Raw genomic sequence first — 17363 nt, 5'->3', positions numbered from 1 at the left:
GTGACCACCGAAGCGTACGTCTACGACGCGATCCGCACCCCGCGCGGCCGGGGCAAGGCCACCGGCTCGCTGCACGGCACCAAGCCGATCGACCTGGTCGTCGGCCTGATCCACGAGCTGCGCGGCCGCTTCCCCGACCTGGACCCGGCAGCGATCGACGACATCGTGCTCGGCGTCGTCAGCCCGATCGGCGACCAGGGCTCCGACATCGCCCGGATCGCCGCCATCGCGGCCGGCCTGCCCGACACCGTCGCCGGCGTGCAGGAGAACCGCTTCTGCGCCTCCGGCCTGGAGGCCGTCAACCTGGCCGCCGCCAAGGTCCGTTCCGGCTGGGAGGACCTGATCCTGGCCGGCGGCGTGGAGTCCATGTCCCGGGTGAAGATGGCCTCCGACGGCGGCGCCTGGTTCGCCGACCCGATGACGGCCTACGAGACCAACTTCGCCCCGCAGGGCATCGGCGCCGACCTGATCGCCACCATCGAGGGCTTCTCGCGCACCGATGTGGACGCCTTCGCCGCCGAGTCCCAGGCCCGCGCCGCCAAGGCCCAGGCGGACGGCCTCTTCGACCGCTCGGTCGTCCCGGTGCGCGACCGCAACGGCCTGGTGGTCCTGGACCGCGACGAGTTCATCCGCCCCGGCACCACGGTCGAGACCCTGGCCGGCCTCAAGCCCTCCTTCGCCCAGATCGGCGACGCCGGCGGCTTCGACGCCGTCGCGCTGCAGAAGTACCACTGGGTCGAGGCCATCGACCACGTCCACCACGCCGGCAACTCCTCCGGCATCGTGGACGGCGCCGCGCTGGTCGCCATCGGCAACCGCGAGGTCGGCGAGCGGTACGGGCTGCGCCCCCGCGCCCGGATCGTCTCCGCCGCCGTCTCCGGCTCCGAGCCGACCATCATGCTCACCGGCCCCGCCCCGGCCACCCGCAAGGCCCTCGCCAAGGCCGGGCTCACCGCCGCCGACATCGACCTCGTCGAGATCAACGAGGCCTTCGCCGCCGTCGCACTGCGCTTCATCCGCGAACTCGGCTTCCGCCACGACCAGGTGAACGTCAACGGTGGCGCGATCGCGCTCGGCCACCCGCTCGGCGCCACCGGCGCGATGCTGATCGGCACCGTGATCGACGAACTGGAGCGGCGCGACCTGCGCTACGGCCTCGTCACCCTGTGCGTGGGCGGCGGCATGGGCATCGCCACCGTCGTCGAGCGCATCTGACCTCCCCGTTCCTCGGATCCCCGGAGACCCTGACCTCATGAGCGACACCACCACCATCCGCTGGGAGCAGGACCAGGACGGCGTGGTCACCCTCGTCCTCGACGACCCCACCCAGTCCGTCAACACCATGAACGACGCCTTCACCGCCGACTTCGACACCGTCGTCGAGCGGCTGGCCGGCCTCGCCGCCTCGGACGAGCTGCGCGGCGTCGTCGTCACCTCGGGCAAGAAGACCTTCTTCGCCGGGGGAGACCTCCGGATGCTCTCCGCCGCCCGCCCCGAGGACGCCGCCGCCGTCTTCGAGAAGTCGATGCGGCTCAAGCGCGCGCTGCGCACCCTGGAGACCCTCGGCAAGCCGGTCGTCGCGGCCGTCAACGGCAGCGCCCTCGGCGGCGGGCTGGAGATCGCGCTCGCCTGCCACCACCGGATCGCCCTGGACACCCCCGCCAGCCGGATCGGCCTGCCCGAGGTGACCCTCGGCCTGCTGCCGGGCGGCGGCGGGGTGGTCCGCACGGTGCGGCTGTTCGGCATCGCCGACGCCCTGCTCAAGGTGCTGCTCCAGGGCCGCCAGTACCGCCCGGCGCAGGCGCTGGAGCAGGGCATCGTCCACGAACTCGCCGCCACCCCGGAGGAGCTGACGGCGAAGGCGCGGGCCTGGATCGCGGCCAACCCGACCGCCGTCCAGCCCTGGGACGTCAAGGGCTACAAGATCCCCGGCGGCACCCCGTCGACCCCGGCGCTCGCCGCCAACCTGCCCGCCTTCCCGGCCAACCTGCGCAAGCAGCTGGCCGGCGCGCCCTACCCGGCCCCGCGCAACATCCTCGCCGCCGCCGTCGAGAGCTCCCAGGTGGACATCGACACGGCCATGGTGATCGAGGCCCGCTACTTCACCGAGCTGGCCTGCGGACAGACCAGCAAGAACATGATCCAGGCCCTGTTCTTCGACATGCAGGCCGTCAACTCGGGCGCCGGCCGCCCGAAGGACGTCGAGAAGCGGACGGTCCGCAAGGTCGCCGTGCTCGGTGCGGGCATGATGGGCGCGGGCATCGCCTACGCGTGCGCCAAGGCCGGCATCGAGGTCGTGCTCAAGGACGTCAGCGTCGAGGCCGCCGAGCGCGGCAAGGCCTACAGCGCGGGCCTGCTGGACAAGGCCGTCGCCCGGGGCCGCTCCACCGAGGCCAAGCGCGACGAGCTGCTCGCCCGGATCACCCCCACCGGCGACCCGGCCGACCTGGCCGGCTGCGACGCGGTGATCGAGGCCGTCTTCGAGAACACCGAGCTCAAGCACAAGGTGTTCCAGGAGATCGAGGGCGTCGTCGCCCCCGACGCGCTGCTCTGCTCCAACACCTCCACCCTGCCCATCGGCGTGCTCGCCGAAGGCGTGCAGCGCGTGGGCGACTTCATCGGCCTGCACTTCTTCTCGCCGGTCGACAAGATGCGGCTGGTAGAGATCATCCGCGGTCCGCAGACCGGCGACGAGGCCCTCGCCCGCGCCTTCGACCTCGTCCGGCAGATCGACAAGACCCCGATCGTCGTCAACGACTCGCGCGGCTTCTTCACCTCCCGGGTGATCGGCCAGTTCCTCAACGAGGGCGTCGCCATGGTCGGGGAGGGCATCGAGCCCGCCAGCATCGAGCAGGCCGCGGCCCAGGCCGGCTACCCCGCCAAGGTGCTCTCGCTGGTGGACGAGCTCACCCTCACCCTGCCCCGCAAGATCCGCGACGAGTACCGCCGCGCCACCGAGGCGGTCGGCGGCACCTGGACGCCGCACCCGGCCGACGCGGTCGTCGACCGTATGGTCGACGAGTTCGGCCGCCCCGGCCGCAGCGGCGGCGCCGGCTTCTACGAGTACGGCGAGGACGGCCGGCGCGGGCGGCTCTGGCCGGGGCTGCGCGAGCACTTCACCCGCGCCGACGCCGAGGTGCCCTTCGAGGACCTCAAGGAGCGCATGCTGTTCAGCGAGGCGCTCGACTCGGTGCGCTGCCTGGAGGAGGGCGTCCTGACCTCCGTCGCCGACGCGAATGTCGGCTCCATCCTCGGCATCGGCTTCCCGGCCTGGACCGGCGGTGTGTTCCAGTACATCAACGGCTACGAGGGCGGCCCGGCCGGCTTCGCGGCCCGGGCCCGCGAGCTCGCCGCTGCCTACGGCGAGCGGTTCGCGCCGCCCGCGCTGCTGGAGCGGATGGCGGCGGAGGGGCGGACGTTCTCCGACTGAGGACTCCGACCGGGGACTCTGCCAGGGGTCTCCGGCTGAGGACTCTGCCGGGGGTCTCCGCCTGAGGTGCGCTGCCTGAGGCGGAGGTCCTCCGCCTCGCGGGCGCTTCCCGAGGTGCGCCCCCCGGGTGCGCCGACGGATCCGTCAGTCCTGGGCGGGTGGGGCCGTGTCACGCACGGCCTCACCCAACTCCTCGCGCAGCGACCGCTGGAACGCCGTCACGAGCGCCTGCGCCACCATCGGCTGGATGTGGTCGGTCAGCGCCTTCATCCGCACCAGATCGTCCGGTGCGGGTTCGCTCTCCCGATAGGGCTTCCACACCGTCTCCCGGAAGAGCCGGTGCAACTCCCGGGCCGTGGCCCGGCTGTGCTCCAGCACCACGGCCCGGGCGGCCAGCAGCGTCTCCAGCGGGATCGGCACGTCCAGGATGCGCACCCCCAGCGGGAGCAGCCCCGGATCCACCCGGAACACCTCCGGGTCGGCCGTCCGTTCCAGCGCCCCCATCGCGAGGAGCCGGTCCACCTGCTCCTCGGACAGCTCGCGCCCGGCCCGGCGTTCCAGTTGCTCCCGTCCGACCTCCTCGGCAGCCTCCGGGGTCCAGGAGGCCACCAGCGCGCGGTGGATGGCGAGGTCCAGCGGCGTGCTGTCCTCCGGCAGACGGGCGAGGTAGCGCTCGATCGCGGCCAGCGTCAGCCCCTGTCGCTGCAACTCCTCGATCAGCCCCAGCCGGTCCAGGTGCGTGACGCCGTACAGCCCGACGCGGCGCGGCCCCAACTCGGGCGGCGGCAGCAGCCCCTTCGTCCCGTAGAACCGGACGGTCCGCACCGTGACCCCGGCCCGCGCCGCCAGCTCGTCCACCGTCAGCCGGACCTCACCCGCCACGGCCCCGTGCTCCCCCATCCGCCGCCTCCCGCTGCGCTGGCACACTCATGCTGTAACAGCAGCAGTGTGACAGTGCCCGCCCCGCCGGTCCACCGCGTCCTTGAGCGCTGTCGACCCGGATCACTGTCGATCCGGGACACTGCCGATCCGGGACACTGCCGCTCCGGGGCCCTGCTGTTTTGGGACGTTGCCGCTCTGGGGCACGCGACCGGCGGGGCGGGGCGACGGCCGGTTCAGCGGGAGGCGGTCTCCGCCAGGCCGGGGTGGTGGCGGCGGGTGACCTCAGGATGGGCCCTTGTGTACCCCTTCCACTCGTTTTGCCCGAATTCGGCGAACAGCGGGTTGTCCGGGTCCTCGGTCGCGCCGGGGGCGTGGTGCGCGAGCGGGAAGTCGAGCGGCTCGATGTGGGCGTCGAGGCGGGGGTTGTAGAAGAACGGCACCGAGTAGCGCTCGTGCGCTCCGGGCGGGCTGACCACGCGGTGGCTGGTGGCCTTGAGGTAGCCGTCGGTGGCGACCTCCAGCAGCTCGCCGAGGTTGACGACGAAGGCGCCCTCCAGCGGCGGGATGTCGAGGAAGGTGCCGTCCGGGCGCTCGACCTGGAGCCCGCCGACGGTGTCCTGGAGGAGCAGCGTGATGAAGCCGTAGTCCTTGTGCGCGCCGACGCCCTGGCCGGCGCCGTCCGGGGCGGTGCCGGGGTAGCGGACGAGCTTGAGCCGCAGGTGGGGGTGGCCGGCGAAGGCGGCGTCGTAGAAGTCGGGGCGGGCCCCGATCGCGGTGAGGAGTTCGTGCAGCAGGTGGCGGGCGACGGAGCCCAGGCGGTCGATCCACCCGAGGGCCGCGGTGCGCAGCTCGGGGAGCGCCGTGGGCCACTGGTTCGGACCCTCCAGCCACCAGTACGGCGGCTCGCCCCGGCCGGGGACGTGCGGGGGCAGCTCGGCACCGATGTCCAGCTGGTCGCGCCAGTCCTGGCTGCCGCCGGTGCGCTCGTCGCCGGTGCGGGTGTAGCCGCGGTAGTGGGGGGAGTTCAGGTTGCTCACGGCGAGCCGGTCGGCCTCGGGGAGGGCGAAGAAGGCCCGCATCGCTTCGGTGAGAGCGGCCGTCTCGGCCGGGGTTATGCCGTGGCCGACGAGCTGGAAGAAGCCGACGCCGGTGGCGGCGGCGCGGAGCTCGTCGTGCAGGCGGCGGCGGTCCTCGGGACCGCCGTCGGCGAGCGAGAGGTCGATCACCGGGAGTGACTGGAGGTGGGACAGGGTGTGCTGCTGCGTCATGGGTGACATCCGCTGGGTCTCGTCCCGGCCGGTCCCGGTGGTCGACCGGGGGAGGGCGGAGCGGTGGCCTGGTGCGGCGCGTGCTCCGGGTGCCGGGTGGTGGTGGCGGCCCGGTTGGGGCCGCCCTGAGGGTGGTGGCGCGAGGTTCAGCCGGAGCGTCGACAGGACATGCTCGTCACGCGGAGCAGGTCCACGTGGCGACGACGAACAAGGATGAGCACGTCACCAGCCTAAATGACCCGTTCTGTGTCGGGCGAGCCCCCTGCGGCGGAGGGCTCGTCCCCACTTCTCTACTTCTCTGTGCTCTTGTCAAGGAGCCGTTCTCTCGGCCGGGCGGTCCTCAGGCGCCCGGTGCTCGGTCGTGGGACATCTGGTCGTCGGCTCGCCGGCGGTCGGATCGGCGGCAGTCGGGTCGCCAGCAGTCGGGTCGCCAGCAGTCGGGTTCTCGGTGGTTCGTTTCTCGGTCGTTCAGTTCTTCTCCCCGTTGTTGAGGAAGGCGAGGACGGCCAGCACCCGCCGGTTGTCGTCGTCCGAGGGCTGGAGGTCGAGCCGGACGAAGATCGACGCCGTGTGCTTGGCGACCGCGCGCTCGGTGATCACCAGTTGCTGGGCGATCGCGGCGTTGGAGCGGCCCTCGGCCATCAGCGCGAGCACCTGCCGCTCGCGCGGGCTGAGGGTCGCGACCGGGCCGGCCGAGGAGTTGTGGGTGAGCAGTCGGGTGATCACCTCCGGATCCATCGCGGTGCCGCCCTGGGCGACCCGCCGTACCGCGTCGATGAACTGGGCGCCGTCCATCACCCGGTCCTTGAGCAGGTAGCCGATGCCCCCGGTGCTGCCGCCCGCCAGCAGCTCGCGGGCGTATAGCTGCTCGACGAACTGGGAGAGCACCAGCACGGGCAGCCCCGGGTGGGCCTGACGGGCCGCCAGGGCAGCGCGCAGCCCCTCGTCGGTGAAGCCGGGCGGGAGCCGTACGTCGACCACGGCGATGTCCGGCCGGTCGGCGGCCACCGCGGCGAGCAGGTCCTCACCCGTCTCCACGGCCGCCGTGACCTTCATGCCGTTGGCTTCCAACAATCGGGTCAGCCCGTCCCGGAGGAGGAAGAGGTCTTCGGCGATGACAACGCGCACGGGATCTCCAGGTTCACGATGGTCGGACCGCCCGGCGGGCTGCTGATCGCGAGCACCCCGTCGAACGCGGCCAGGCGGCGTTCGGTACCGCTGAGGCCGGTGCCCCGGGACGGGTCGGCGCCGCCGCGCCCGTCGTCGGTCACCGATATCCGCAGCAACCCGTCACTGTGCCCTATCTCGATCCACACGTGTGAGGCGCCCGCGTGTTTCACCACGTTGGCCAGCAGCTCGCTGACCGCGAAGTAGGCGGCGGACTCGACCGGCGCCGGGGGGCGGCCGGTCAGTGTGCCGGCGAAGGTGACCGGCAGGGGGAGGTCCAGTGCCGTGGCCTGGACGGCGTCGGCCAGGCCACGGTCCGCGAGCACCGGCGGGTGGATGCCGCGGACCAGGTCCCGCAGCTCGCCGAGCGCCTTGACCGAGGAGAGCCGGGCCTCGGCCAGCAGGGGGCGCAGCGCCACCGGGTCCTCCACCAGCTGGTCGGCGACGGTCAGCAGCATGCCGAGCGCCACCAGCCGGGCCTGGGCCCCGTCGTGCAGGTCCCGCTCGATGCGGCGCAGCTCGGCGGCGCCGGCGTCGATGGTGTCCGCCCTCGTCCGGGTCAGATGGCTGACCTGGCGGGCCAGTTCGGCCCGCCGGGAGGGCCCGAGCAGGAGGCGCGCGGCCCGCTCGTGCAGCCGCAGGACCGGAGGGGCGGCCCAGAGGGCGGCCACCGGAGCGACCCAGAGCCCCATCATGTAGACGACTCCCAGGTGGACCAGGGGGCCGTTGCGCCCCAGGACCTCCAGCGAGACCGGGGCGAGGACGACGAACGCGGCGGTGAACAGGTAGGCGAGCCCGCTGAGGGCCGTCCAGGCGAGGTCCCGCCAGGTCGCCGGGTCGGTCAGCCAGCCGCCGGACAGCAGCCGCTGCCACGGATCGGTGCCGGCGGCGCGGCGGTACGGCACCGGGACCGGGCGGCCGCTCCACTTCCCGACGACGCGCCTGGTCTCCGCCGCGACCCAGCGCGCGCCGAGCACTCCGAACACGAGCATCGCCGGGGCCAGCCAGAGCGAGCCGGAGCGGCCGCCGGGCGCCGCGCCGCCGTACAGGTGGGTGGCCATCACCGCGAGCGCGCCCGGTGCGGCCAGGGCGGCCCCGACCGCCCGGCCCCCGCCCCCGGTGGCCCAGCAGAGGGCCCAGAGGGCCACCGGCCCGAGCGGCACGAGCAGGATCAGCGGCCCGCCCGGCGAGCGCCCGCCCGAGTCGTCGGGGCCGAGCAGCGCGGCGGCCAGCAGGACCGGCCCGGCCGCCAGCGAGACCAGCCCGGTCACGCCCAGCGTGACCGCGTAAAGCGCTCGTACGCCGGCCACGACGGTGCCCTCTGCCCGCGCGGTGGCCCGCGTCACCACGTTCGTGTTCGTCCCGGCATCGGTCCTCATCCCGCGCCTCCTCTCCGTACGGCGGCCCGCAAGCCCCCCGGTCGATCGGTCGGCAGCCAGTCTGCAGCGCCGTCCACCTGCGGCGCTCTAGGTCTGAACCCCGAAAACCAGGTGTATCTGAATACACCTCAGAGATGCCGCCTAGACAGCTGTCCGGACCCGGGCCCCGGTTCGTAGCGTCGTGTTCCGTCAGTCGGCACCGGCCTTCCGGTGCCGGACCCCGAGCAGTGGAGGGCCCGTGAGTACGCCGATCATCCAGATCCGCGGCGTCGGCAAGACGTACGACCGATCCGACGCCGCCCGTGCCGCGCTGGCCGGGCTCGACCTCGAGGTGGGGGCCGGCGAGGCGCTGGCCGTGCTCGGCCGCTCCGGCAGCGGCAAGTCGACGCTGCTCAACCTGATCGCCGGGCTCGACCGGCCCAGCGAGGGCGGCGTGGTGGTGGACGGCGTCGCTGTGCACGAGCTCGGCGAGGCCGCGCTGGCCGAGTACCGACGGACGCGGATCGGCATGGTCTTCCAGTTCTTCAACCTCCTGGACGACCTGAACGTCGAGGACAACGTGCTGCTCCCGGCCCAACTGGCCGGGATGCGGCGGGAGAAGGCCCGGGCCCGGGCCGGTGAGCTGCTGGAGCGGCTCGGGGTGGCCCGGCACGCCACCGCCTTCCCCGGCCGGCTCTCCGGCGGCGAGCGCCAGCGCGTCGCGGTGGCCCGGGCGTTGATGAACCGTCCGCCGCTCCTGCTGGCCGACGAGCCGACGGGGGCGCTCGACTCGGCCTCGGCCGCCGACGTCCGGAGCCTGCTCACCGAACTCAACGCGGAGGGCCAGACGATCCTGTTGGTCACCCACGACACCGCGCTCGCCGACGCCTGCGCGAGCCGGACGATCGAACTGCTCGACGGCCGACTCGTCCGGGACACCGCGGCGCCCGTCACCGGAGGTGTGCGGTGAGCCGGCGGTGGGGTCACCCCCGACCGGGGGCCGGAGGAGAGCGGAGAACGGGACGGCGCGGGTGGGCGATCGCCCCTGCCGACGGAAGGGAGGTGGGCGCATGAGCGCGCTGAGCAAGGTGGTTCGGGCCGGGGTCGGGCGCAAGCGGGTGCAGACGCTCGTCATGGTCCTCACCACGATGATGTCCGTGACGGCGTGCATCCTCGCGATGGGGCTGCTGGTCGCCGCGCAGGGGCCCTACCAGCGCTCCTTCGCCGACCAGCGCGGCGCACACCTGAACGTGCTGTACGACCCGGCCAAGGCGACTCCCGCGCAGCTCGCGGCGACCGAGCACGTCCCCGGTGTGACGGCCTCGGCCGGCCCCTACCCGGCGGTCACGGTGCAGGCGCGGTCCGGGCCGGACACCCGGATCCCGCCGCCCGGGAGCCCGCTCCCGCCACTGACGCTGGTCGGCCGGGAGCAGGGCGGTCCGATGGACGACCTGCACATGCTGATGGGCCGGTGGGTCGCGGGCCCCGGTGAGGTGGTGTTCCTGGACGGCCACTCGCCGTTGGCCGTCGGCGACAGCATGGCCTTCCCCGACCTGCCAGGCAGGCCGACCCTCAAGGTCGTCGGCATCGCCTCCTCCGTCTCCTGGAGCGCGGACGGCTGGGTCGCCCCCGGGCAGGTCCCCGCGCTGACCGCGCCCGGTATGGTGCCCGCCCAGCAGTACCTCTACCGCTTCGCCCACGCCGCCACCGACGCCGAGGTCGATGCGGATCACGCCGCGCTCGTCGCCGCGGCGCCGCCCGGCGCGCTCACCACGGCCACCTCCTACCGACCGGCGCAGGCGGAGGCCAACCGGACGGCGGCGACCTTCGTCCCGTTCGTGACGGCCTTCGGGGTGCTCGGCCTGGCCATGTCGGTGCTGATCATCGGGGTGGTGGTCAGCGGCGCCGTCAGCGCGGCGACCCGGCGGATCGGCATCCTCAAGTCGCTCGGCTTCACCCCGGCCCAAGTGGCTCGCGCCTACGTCGGCCAGGCGCTGATCCCCGCCGGGATCGGCACCGCGCTCGGCGTGCTCGGCGGGAACGTGCTCTCCGTCCCCGTCCTCGGGCTGGCCCACAAGGCCCTGCACGGCGGCCTGCTCGGCATACCGCTCTGGGTGGACCTCGCGGTGCCGGCCGTCGCCCTGGCCGCCGTGGTGGCCACCGCACTGGTGCCCGCCCTGCGCGCCGGCCGGCTGCGCACGGTCGAGGCGCTCGCGGTCGGCCGCACGGCGCCGGGCGCCAAGCGGGCCACGGCCCGCGGCGGCGGTGCGGCGGGCTCGGGCCCGGTGGCCGCGGTCCAGCGGCTGATCGGCCGACTGTCGCTGCCGCGTGCCCTGAGCCTCGGGCTGGCGAGTCCGTTCAACCGACCTGGCCGCTCGGCGACCACCGCCGCCGCCGTGGTGCTCGGCACCGCAGGGGTCACGCTCTGCGTCGGCCTCACGCTCTCGCTCACCGGCTTCCAGGAGGGCCTGACGGCCGAGCACGCGGGCAAGGTCGTGGTGGAGGCCCCGATCGACGGCTCCGTGAAGGTCCCCGACCACGTGGACGAGGCGGCCGTGGCCGGGGCGATCGACACCCGCCCCGGCACCCGGGCCTGGTACAGCACCGTTCCGACCTCGGTCGCGGTGGCCGGGAACACCGCCCGCTCCGAAGTGGTGGCCTTCTCCGGCGACGCCTCCTGGAGCGGCTACCAGATGGTCTCGGGCCGCTGGTTCAACGGCCCCGGCGAGGCGGTGGTCGGCTCCGGCTACCTCCGGGCCAACCAGGCGAAGGTGGGCGACACCATCACCCTCACCGACCAGGGGCGCTCCACCCCGGTTCGGATCACCGGTGAGGTGCTGGCCACCAACGACCTGGTCTTCGTCGACCGGGCCGCGCCGACCGCGCTGGGCTCGCCCGTCCACGCCGAAGCGATCGCCTACCACATCGACCTCACCGCCGGCACCGATGCCAAGGCGTACGCGGACGGGCTCGACGCCGCCGTCCGGCCACTGGGCCTCGGCGCCGAGCCCGGTGGGACGCACCTCAACCTCGTCGTCCTCGCGATGAACACCCTGGCCGGGACACTGACCCTGCTGCTGATCGCGGTGGCCGGCCTCGGCGTTCTCAACACGGTGCTGCTGGACACCCGCGAACGGGTGCACGACCTCGGGGTGTTCAAGGCGCTCGGGATGTCGCCCCGGCAGACGGTCGGCATGGTGCTCACCTCCGTCTGCGGGAGCGGGCTGGTGGCCGGGCTGGTCGGAGTGCCGATCGGGATCCTGGTGCACCACTGGGTGATGCCGGCCACGGCGAGCGCCGCCGGGGTCGGGGTGCCCGAGGCGGACCTGGCCGTGTTCGCCCCCTCGGTGGTGGGGCCGCTGATACTCGGCGGCCTGGTGCTGGCGCTGATCGGCGCCCTCCTGCCCGCGACCTGGGCGGCCCGCACCCGGACGGTCACGGCGCTGCGCACCGAGTGAGGCCGCCGCCGGGCCGGGAGGTCGCTGCTCGGGGCGGCCGGAGCGGCGGCCCGGCCCGAGCAGCGTCCCGCGGCCGTGGCCTGCCACCGACCGCCCCAGACCGGCCCCAGACCGCCCCACCGCGCCGACCGCCCTGACGGCCCTGACCGGCCATCATCGACCGTCCTGACCTCCTTGACCGTCCTGATCAGCCGTGGCCTTCCACCGGCTGCCCCGACCGGCTGTTACCCGCAGGACCGGCTCAGGAGAGCCGCGCCGCCGCGTAGGCCTCCATGGCGGCCCGCTGGTAGGCGGCCAGGCCCGGGGCGACGGCCTCGTAGACGGCGTGCCACTGCTCGTGCTCCACGCAGGACCGGGCGATCGCGAGGTACTCCTCGACGGGGACCGGTCGGAGCGCGATGAGGGCCCGGTACTCCGTGTCGATCTTGGTCTGCACGGGTTCGGCGTCGGCCGGGAGGCCGTCCGTCATGAACTCGGCGAGCCGGATCATCTGCGCGGTCCGTTCGCGCTGGCCGGCCTCGACCTCGGCCGGGGACATCGTGGCGGTCGCCCGCAAGGCGGCCTCCGCGTGCTCGGGGAAGTCGCGGAGGCTCTCCGCGACGTCCGTGGGCTGGATGCCCTCGAACAGGTTCTCCGGGCGGTTGATGCTGGTCATGGGTGTGCCGTCCTTCCTGGATCGTTCCAGTTCGGCGATCGTGCGGGAGACGGTGGTGGCCAGGCCGTCCAGCCGGTCCCGCTCGGCGACCAACCGGTGGTGGTGGCCGCGCAGGGCCTCCAGTTCGTCCACCTGCTCGCCGAGGATCCGGGCGATCTCGGTCAGCCCGACGCCCAGTGCCCGCAGCACGAGGATCTGCTGCAGATGCAGCAACTGCCGCTCCTCGTAGTAGCGGTGACCGTTGGAGCCGATCCACGCCGGGGGCAGCAGCCCGATCTCGTCGTAGTGCCGCAGGGTCCGGGCGGTGACGCCCGACATCCGGGCGACCTCCGCGATCGGCCAGGCCATGGCCGCCTCCTCCAGGTTGTGTTCCCGCACGTTCGCCGTTCCCGGGCCGGTTGCTCCGGCCCTGGTCACGACGGTAGGAGCTGCCGTTGCGGCAACTTCAAGTCGGCGACGCTGCTTCGTGGCGGCGGTGTCGTTTCAGGGCGTCGTTTCAGGGCGCCGCTTCGAGCGGTCCGCCGTCCGCACGAGTGTGGGGACCGCCTGCCGAGCCGCACCACCGGCGCACCTGGCGAGACGTCAAAAACGTTCTCCAAAACGTCTGAAGGAGGAATTCGTCCGCGCCTACCAGCTCCGTCGGCGTCTACCAGCCCCGCCCGTGTCCCACCTGCCACTCAGCCCCGGGCAGCGGGTGCGGACGGCGGACCCGCGCCAGGGCGGTCAGGGCCCACACTGCCGTCGTCAGCAGTGCGTAGAAGAGCAGCAGTGCCCAGAACGGCGTGGTGGACACACTCCCGTCCTCGAACCGGCACCACGCGTCGGGCGGGAGCCACGAGGCGCCCGTCTCCAGCAGCTGTCCGCTGCCGGTCACCAGGCCCCGCTCGCAGCGCTCCGCGAAGTCCAGTGACCGTGCGTACAGCACCCCGTACACGACGCCCGCGCCGACGAGCGACAGTGCCGCGCCGACGCCGAGCAGGACCGCCCGTCTTCGCGCGGTCGCCGTACGGATGTTCGTCACCGAGGCAGCGTACCGGCCTGCGAGCAGGCACGACCGGTTCGCCGCAGGGTGTGCCTCGGATTGTGCGGCGCAGCGTGTGGCAGGGCGCGGAGCAGGACGTGCGGCGGGGCGGCCACCCTTCGTGTTCGCACCGCCGCGGGGCCGCTCCCGCAGGGCGGCCGCGAACCCCGTGACGGCGGCCCCCAAGGCCCGGGTTCACCCCAGCCGCCGCCCAAGGCCCGGGTTCACCCCAGCAGGCCGCCCATGTGCGCGTCCTCGGCGAGCAGCCGCCACGACCGCCCGGGCGCGAACGCCTCCGGGTCGAGGGCCTCGACCACGCCGTCGACGGCGGTGCTCAGCAGCGACTGCGGGTCGAACACCGCCCAGGTGTCGCGGCCCAGGCCGTAGTCCCAGCGCTCCCACTCGGCGCGCATGCGCTCGTACGTCCACAGCGAGTAGAGCAGGGCGGAGAGGTCGCGGTTGAGGTAGGCCTCGGGTTCGCCGTCGTCGTACCAGTCGGGCAGCTCCAGCAGGCCGGTCGCGCCGTCCAGCGCGATCACGAGGTCCGTCGGCCAGTGCCCGAGGGCGACGAAGTCGCGCTGGTAGGGGCGCTCCTCCTCGCCGTCGAAGTACTCCGGGTACGCCTCGCCCATGGTGACCAGCGGTTCCTCGGACACCCCGAACATCGCCCCGCCCAGCGGCAGGCCGATCCCGGTCAGCAGCCGGCGCGTCGGCTCGTGCACGAGGCCGGGCGGCAGTTCCTCGGGACGGTAGCGGTGCACCAAGCCCTCGTCCGTCAGCGTCGCGATCTCCGCGACCAGGTCCGCGCCGATCTCGTACGCGGGCCCGTCCGGGCCGCCGGGCAGCGCGCCCCAGCCCAGGGCCCGCACCAGCAGCGTCGTGCCCCAGTGCGCGGGCGGGACGTCCGAGCGGCCGAACAGCCCGGGGTCGAGCTCCCGCAGTCGGCGGTCCGCCGCCGCCATCACCTCGGCCACGACGGCCGGACCGCGCCGCCCGTCCAGCGCGTCGGGCCGGCGGGCGGTCTCCGCCACCGACTCGACCTCCCGCACCATCGCGGCCAGCGCGGGCAGGTCGGAGGCCAGGAGGTCGCGGTCCAGGTGCTCGCCCGACGGCTTCGCGAGGAACACCTCGCCGGTGACACCGTCCAGCAGCACCGTGTTCCCGGCGCGCGCGAACGGTGCGCAGTACTCCGTCTCGCCCAGCACGAACAGCGGCCCGGCCGCCTGGGCTCCAGCGGCCGGAGCCCCGGCGGCCTCCGCCAAGGCGGACGGTTCCGCAGACGACGACAGCTCCACCGACTCCAGCGGTCCGTCCCCGAAGCGCCCGAAGTCCAGGAACGCCCCCGTCCGCGGCAGGCCCTCCCGCTCCAGGAACTCCCGGCTCCCCGTGTGCACCACCCCGGCCGGAAGCTCCCCGGCCATCACCAGCCCGTACCCCACGAGCCCACCACCCTCCCCGTACGACCCCCGACCACCCCGGCTGACCACCCCGACCCTAACGGCCGTCGCCGACACCCCCGCACCGGGCCCGCACTACACCCGTGATCCGTCGTCCACGTTCCACCGGACCGGCAGGTCGCCGTCGCAGAACACGCACACGAAGGAGCCCTCGCGGACGATGTTGACGCCCCGGCAGCCCGGGCAGCGCCGGAACACGATCCCGTGCGTGAAGCCGCCCGGGCGGCGCACGCCGATCCGCTCCAGCGCCGCGGCGACGGCAGGCCAGGACACGACGTCCGGACAGTATCCGGTGGACTGGTTGCTGACCTCCTCGGCCGTCCAGCCGTCGAAGCCCGCGTCGTCACCCCGCTCGAAACGGACCTCCCCGGCGCTCAGCACCAACTCGCCGCCCGCGCAGACCACGTGCTCACTGCGGCGCGGGGCGAGGCGCAGGAAGCCGGCGAGGTCGACGACGAAGGTGAACGGTTCCGCGAGCTCCGCGGCGGTCCGTTCGCCCAGCCAGTCGGCAAACTCGGGCTCCGTCCGCACCAGTTGCCCACCCGGTCCGCCGCCACCCCACAACTCCGGCGGTCCTACGTACCGGTACGCCCGCCCCGGGCCGGTCGACACCTCGGCCGGAACGCCGTGATCCCGCAGCAGCAGACCCAGGACGGTCATCTCGGCCTCCGTCCCGACCAGGCCGAAATCACGGAACTCGCCGAGCAGTTCACGCGCCCGACCGAGCGGGACGGCCCCGTCGCCCTCCGGGAGCGCCGGGGAAGCCCGAAAGGTCCGGAACACCCGCAGTGCCGCCACCGCATCGACCGAAGCCCCGACCGGCCGCAGCCGGAACGGCCCGTGCGCGGTCAGCAGCGCCTCCCGGACGGCCTCCGGCGCCGGCTCCGGCCCCGCGTGCTCGCACCAGGCGGCGCCGCAGTCCCGGCAGGACCCTTCGGAGTCCCACCACAGCTCCCAGTCCGGGCCTCGCCCCTGCCTAGGCCCCCGCTCCTGGACGAACTGTCGCACCCACCGCGTAGCCGTGCCCCCGCACCCGTCGCAGCGGGCGGCCAGTTCCACGCCCTGCATCGTCATGCCGGGAAGCCTAGGTGTTCTGTCCCGTGAGGTTGGGGATACGGCTGGAGGGTGGCTTGCCCGCAAGCGAGGTGCCGTGAACCCCGTCCACCTCCGTGGTCGGTGCCCCTGGGGCGTCTGGTTGCATGTGCGGCATGAATGCCATGGTCACGAGCATCATCGCGGTCCTCGGCACGCTCCTGGGTCGACGGTGACGCACGTCTTCCAGCGGCGCGCCGCACTCCGCACGGAGTACAACGCCCGCCTGGAGCGCGGTCGGCAGGAGCGGCTGGAGGCCTTCGGCTCGTACGCCGGACTGCTCGTGGAGTACCGGCAGGCCGCACTGCACCACTGGTTCTGCGTGCACGAGGGGCGTGACGCCGAGGACGAGGTCGAGTTGCGCAAGCGGTCGTTCGAGACGCGCTCCGGGGCGCAGCGGGCCCTGTTCCAGCTCCAGTTGCTCGTTGACGAGCCCGAGCTTCTGGCCGTTGCCGGGGAGGCCTTCGAGCGGATCGGCAGGATCGACCGGGCGGCGGTGGACCGGCAGGACGTCACCGCCCGGCGGGACGGCAGCCGGGAGTCGATCGACGCCTTCGTCGCGACGGCGCGCCGGTACGTGTAGCCGGTGCTCGGCGGACGTAGGCCATGGCCCATCAAATCCCGTTGCGGGCCGTCTCGTACCCGATCAGGGTGAGGACCTGCGGAAGCACACCCGCACCCATGCCCACTGATGGAGCGCCACATGACCGACGACGCCGACACCGGCACGAGCGCCGACACCAGCACCGGCACTGGCACCGGCACTGGCGCCGACGACGGCATCGACGAGAGCCATCTGGCCATGTACAGCCTGCTCGGCAGCCGGCTGCTGCGGGTGACCACGGCCCGGCGCCACGCCGCCGGCGGTCTCCGGCTCGCTGCGGACGCCGAGGTCAGCTGAGCCCGGCGTCCCGCGCGGCGCGCTCCACGCGGGCGTGGTGGGCGGCCCACCAAGGGGCGTCGCCCGGAGCCGTGTTGGCGCCGTCGGGGCGCTGGCCGGTGGCGCCGTCGACGAGTTCGCGGACGAGGTCGGCGTGGCCGGCGTGCCGGTGGGTCTCGGAGACCATGTGGACCAGGACCCGGTGGAGCGTCTGCTTCGACCGTGCGCCGAACGGCACCTGGCCGACCGCGTCGAGGGGCAGCGCCTCGATCGTCTCGTCCGCGTGCGCGCAGGCCCGGCGGTAGCGCCCGACGACGTCCTCCGTGGTCTCGTCGGCCCTGGCCCAGAGGTCGGCGTTCGGTTCGGCGGCGCCGGTGATCCAGAGCGGGGTGGGTTCGGGGAAGGGGCGGCCGAAGGTGTCGCCGAAGTAGAGCGCCTCGGCGCCGGTGAGGTGCTTGACGAGGCCGAGCAGGTTGGTGCCGGTCGGGGTGAGCGGGCGGCGGAGGTCGTACTCGGAGAGGCCGTCGAGCTTCCAGAGCAGGACGTCGCGGGCGTCCTGGAGGTAGACGCGGAGATCGGCCTTGGGGTCGGTGGCGGTCATGGGACCAGTCTGTGGACGGCCCCGGGGCTGTCCACCGGTTTTCGCCGGACGGATGTGGCGTAGCGTCACATCCGCGGATCCGAGGCGGGCGAAC

15 protein-coding genes are annotated in these 17363 nt (G+C 73.6%); 6 read left to right on the top strand and 9 right to left on the bottom strand.

Annotated features, from left to right (window positions below):
• Both ACFVU9_RS13805 and ACFVU9_RS13800 read left to right on the top strand, forming a co-directional pair.
• Window positions 1-1215, top strand: coding sequence for an acetyl-CoA C-acetyltransferase (locus ACFVU9_RS13805; RefSeq protein WP_380437481.1), 1215 nt, complete (start codon window positions 1-3; stop codon window positions 1213-1215).
• Window positions 1216-1252: 37 nt separating this feature from the next.
• Entirely contained in the window at window positions 1253-3430 is a 2178-nt protein-coding gene (locus ACFVU9_RS13800) for a 3-hydroxyacyl-CoA dehydrogenase NAD-binding domain-containing protein (protein ID WP_380437479.1), read from the top strand.
• A gap of 144 nt (window positions 3431-3574) precedes the next feature.
• Here ACFVU9_RS13800 and ACFVU9_RS13795 read toward each other — a convergent pair whose 3' ends face one another.
• The 4 genes from ACFVU9_RS13795 to ACFVU9_RS13780 all read right to left on the bottom strand — a co-directional run bounded on the left by ACFVU9_RS13795 (window position 3575) and on the right by ACFVU9_RS13780 (window position 8126).
• The gene (locus ACFVU9_RS13795) at window positions 3575-4330 is read right to left on the bottom strand and encodes a MerR family transcriptional regulator (RefSeq protein ID WP_380437477.1); all 756 of its coding nucleotides are present in this window, start codon (window positions 4328-4330) and stop codon (window positions 3575-3577) included.
• A gap of 215 nt (window positions 4331-4545) precedes the next feature.
• Window positions 4546-5580 carry an isopenicillin N synthase family dioxygenase gene (locus ACFVU9_RS13790; protein WP_387593210.1) on the bottom strand — a complete coding sequence of 345 codons (1035 nt, stop codon included), beginning with the start codon at window positions 5578-5580 and terminating at the stop codon, window positions 4546-4548.
• A 468-nt stretch (window positions 5581-6048) separates the two neighbouring features.
• Window positions 6049-6708: a response regulator transcription factor gene (locus ACFVU9_RS13785; protein ID WP_380437475.1), complete on the bottom strand. Its 660-nt coding sequence runs from the start codon at window positions 6706-6708 to the stop codon at window positions 6049-6051.
• Window positions 6660-8126, bottom strand: coding sequence for a histidine kinase (locus ACFVU9_RS13780; protein ID WP_387593207.1), 1467 nt, complete (start codon window positions 8124-8126; stop codon window positions 6660-6662). The genes ACFVU9_RS13785 and ACFVU9_RS13780 overlap by 49 nt, the downstream gene beginning before the upstream one ends.
• A gap of 238 nt (window positions 8127-8364) precedes the next feature.
• Between ACFVU9_RS13780 and ACFVU9_RS13775 the strand changes: the two genes are divergently transcribed.
• Window positions 8365-9075 (top strand): ABC transporter ATP-binding protein, encoded by a 711-nt coding sequence (locus ACFVU9_RS13775; protein WP_380437471.1) that lies wholly within the window; start codon window positions 8365-8367, stop codon window positions 9073-9075.
• A gap of 100 nt (window positions 9076-9175) precedes the next feature.
• The gene (locus tag ACFVU9_RS13770; RefSeq protein ID WP_387593204.1) at window positions 9176-11563 is read left to right on the top strand and encodes an FtsX-like permease family protein; all 2388 of its coding nucleotides are present in this window, start codon (window positions 9176-9178) and stop codon (window positions 11561-11563) included.
• Between the two features lie 241 nt (window positions 11564-11804).
• On the opposite strand, the gene ACFVU9_RS13765 is transcribed toward ACFVU9_RS13770, so the two are convergent.
• The 4 genes from ACFVU9_RS13765 to ACFVU9_RS13750 form a co-directional block, all read right to left on the bottom strand.
• Window positions 11805-12566: a MerR family transcriptional regulator gene (locus tag ACFVU9_RS13765; RefSeq protein WP_387593258.1), complete on the bottom strand. Its 762-nt coding sequence runs from the start codon at window positions 12564-12566 to the stop codon at window positions 11805-11807.
• A 298-nt stretch (window positions 12567-12864) separates the two neighbouring features.
• A complete protein-coding gene (locus ACFVU9_RS13760) occupies window positions 12865-13239 on the bottom strand; it encodes a hypothetical protein (protein ID WP_380437465.1) in 375 nt (124 codons plus the stop codon).
• A gap of 224 nt (window positions 13240-13463) precedes the next feature.
• A complete protein-coding gene (locus tag ACFVU9_RS13755) occupies window positions 13464-14678 on the bottom strand; it encodes an SUKH-4 family immunity protein (protein ID WP_387593202.1) in 1215 nt (404 codons plus the stop codon).
• Window positions 14679-14771: 93 nt separating this feature from the next.
• Window positions 14772-15770, bottom strand: a complete 999-nt coding sequence (locus ACFVU9_RS13750; RefSeq protein ID WP_387593199.1) for a hypothetical protein — start codon at window positions 15768-15770, stop codon at window positions 14772-14774.
• Window positions 15771-15960: 190 nt separating this feature from the next.
• Between ACFVU9_RS13750 and ACFVU9_RS13745 the strand changes: the two genes are divergently transcribed.
• The gene (locus tag ACFVU9_RS13745) at window positions 15961-16371 is read left to right on the top strand and encodes a hypothetical protein (RefSeq protein ID WP_387593196.1); all 411 of its coding nucleotides are present in this window, start codon (window positions 15961-15963) and stop codon (window positions 16369-16371) included.
• 120 nt (window positions 16372-16491) lie between these two features.
• The gene (locus tag ACFVU9_RS13740; RefSeq protein WP_387593193.1) at window positions 16492-16689 is read left to right on the top strand and encodes a hypothetical protein; all 198 of its coding nucleotides are present in this window, start codon (window positions 16492-16494) and stop codon (window positions 16687-16689) included.
• Here ACFVU9_RS13740 and ACFVU9_RS13735 read toward each other — a convergent pair.
• Window positions 16682-17269, bottom strand: coding sequence for a DinB family protein (locus ACFVU9_RS13735; RefSeq protein ID WP_387593190.1), 588 nt, complete (start codon window positions 17267-17269; stop codon window positions 16682-16684). The two genes, ACFVU9_RS13740 and ACFVU9_RS13735, sit on opposite strands and share 8 nt — an antisense overlap.
• Window positions 17270-17363: the final 94 nt, after the last annotated feature.

The sequence above is a fragment of the Kitasatospora sp. NPDC057936 genome, from assembly GCF_042887525.1.
Taxonomy (GTDB): Bacteria; Actinomycetota; Actinomycetes; order Streptomycetales; family Streptomycetaceae; genus Kitasatospora.
The sequence above is the reverse complement of the archived record's forward strand: the minus strand, read 5'-3'. Positions and strand labels throughout refer to the sequence as shown.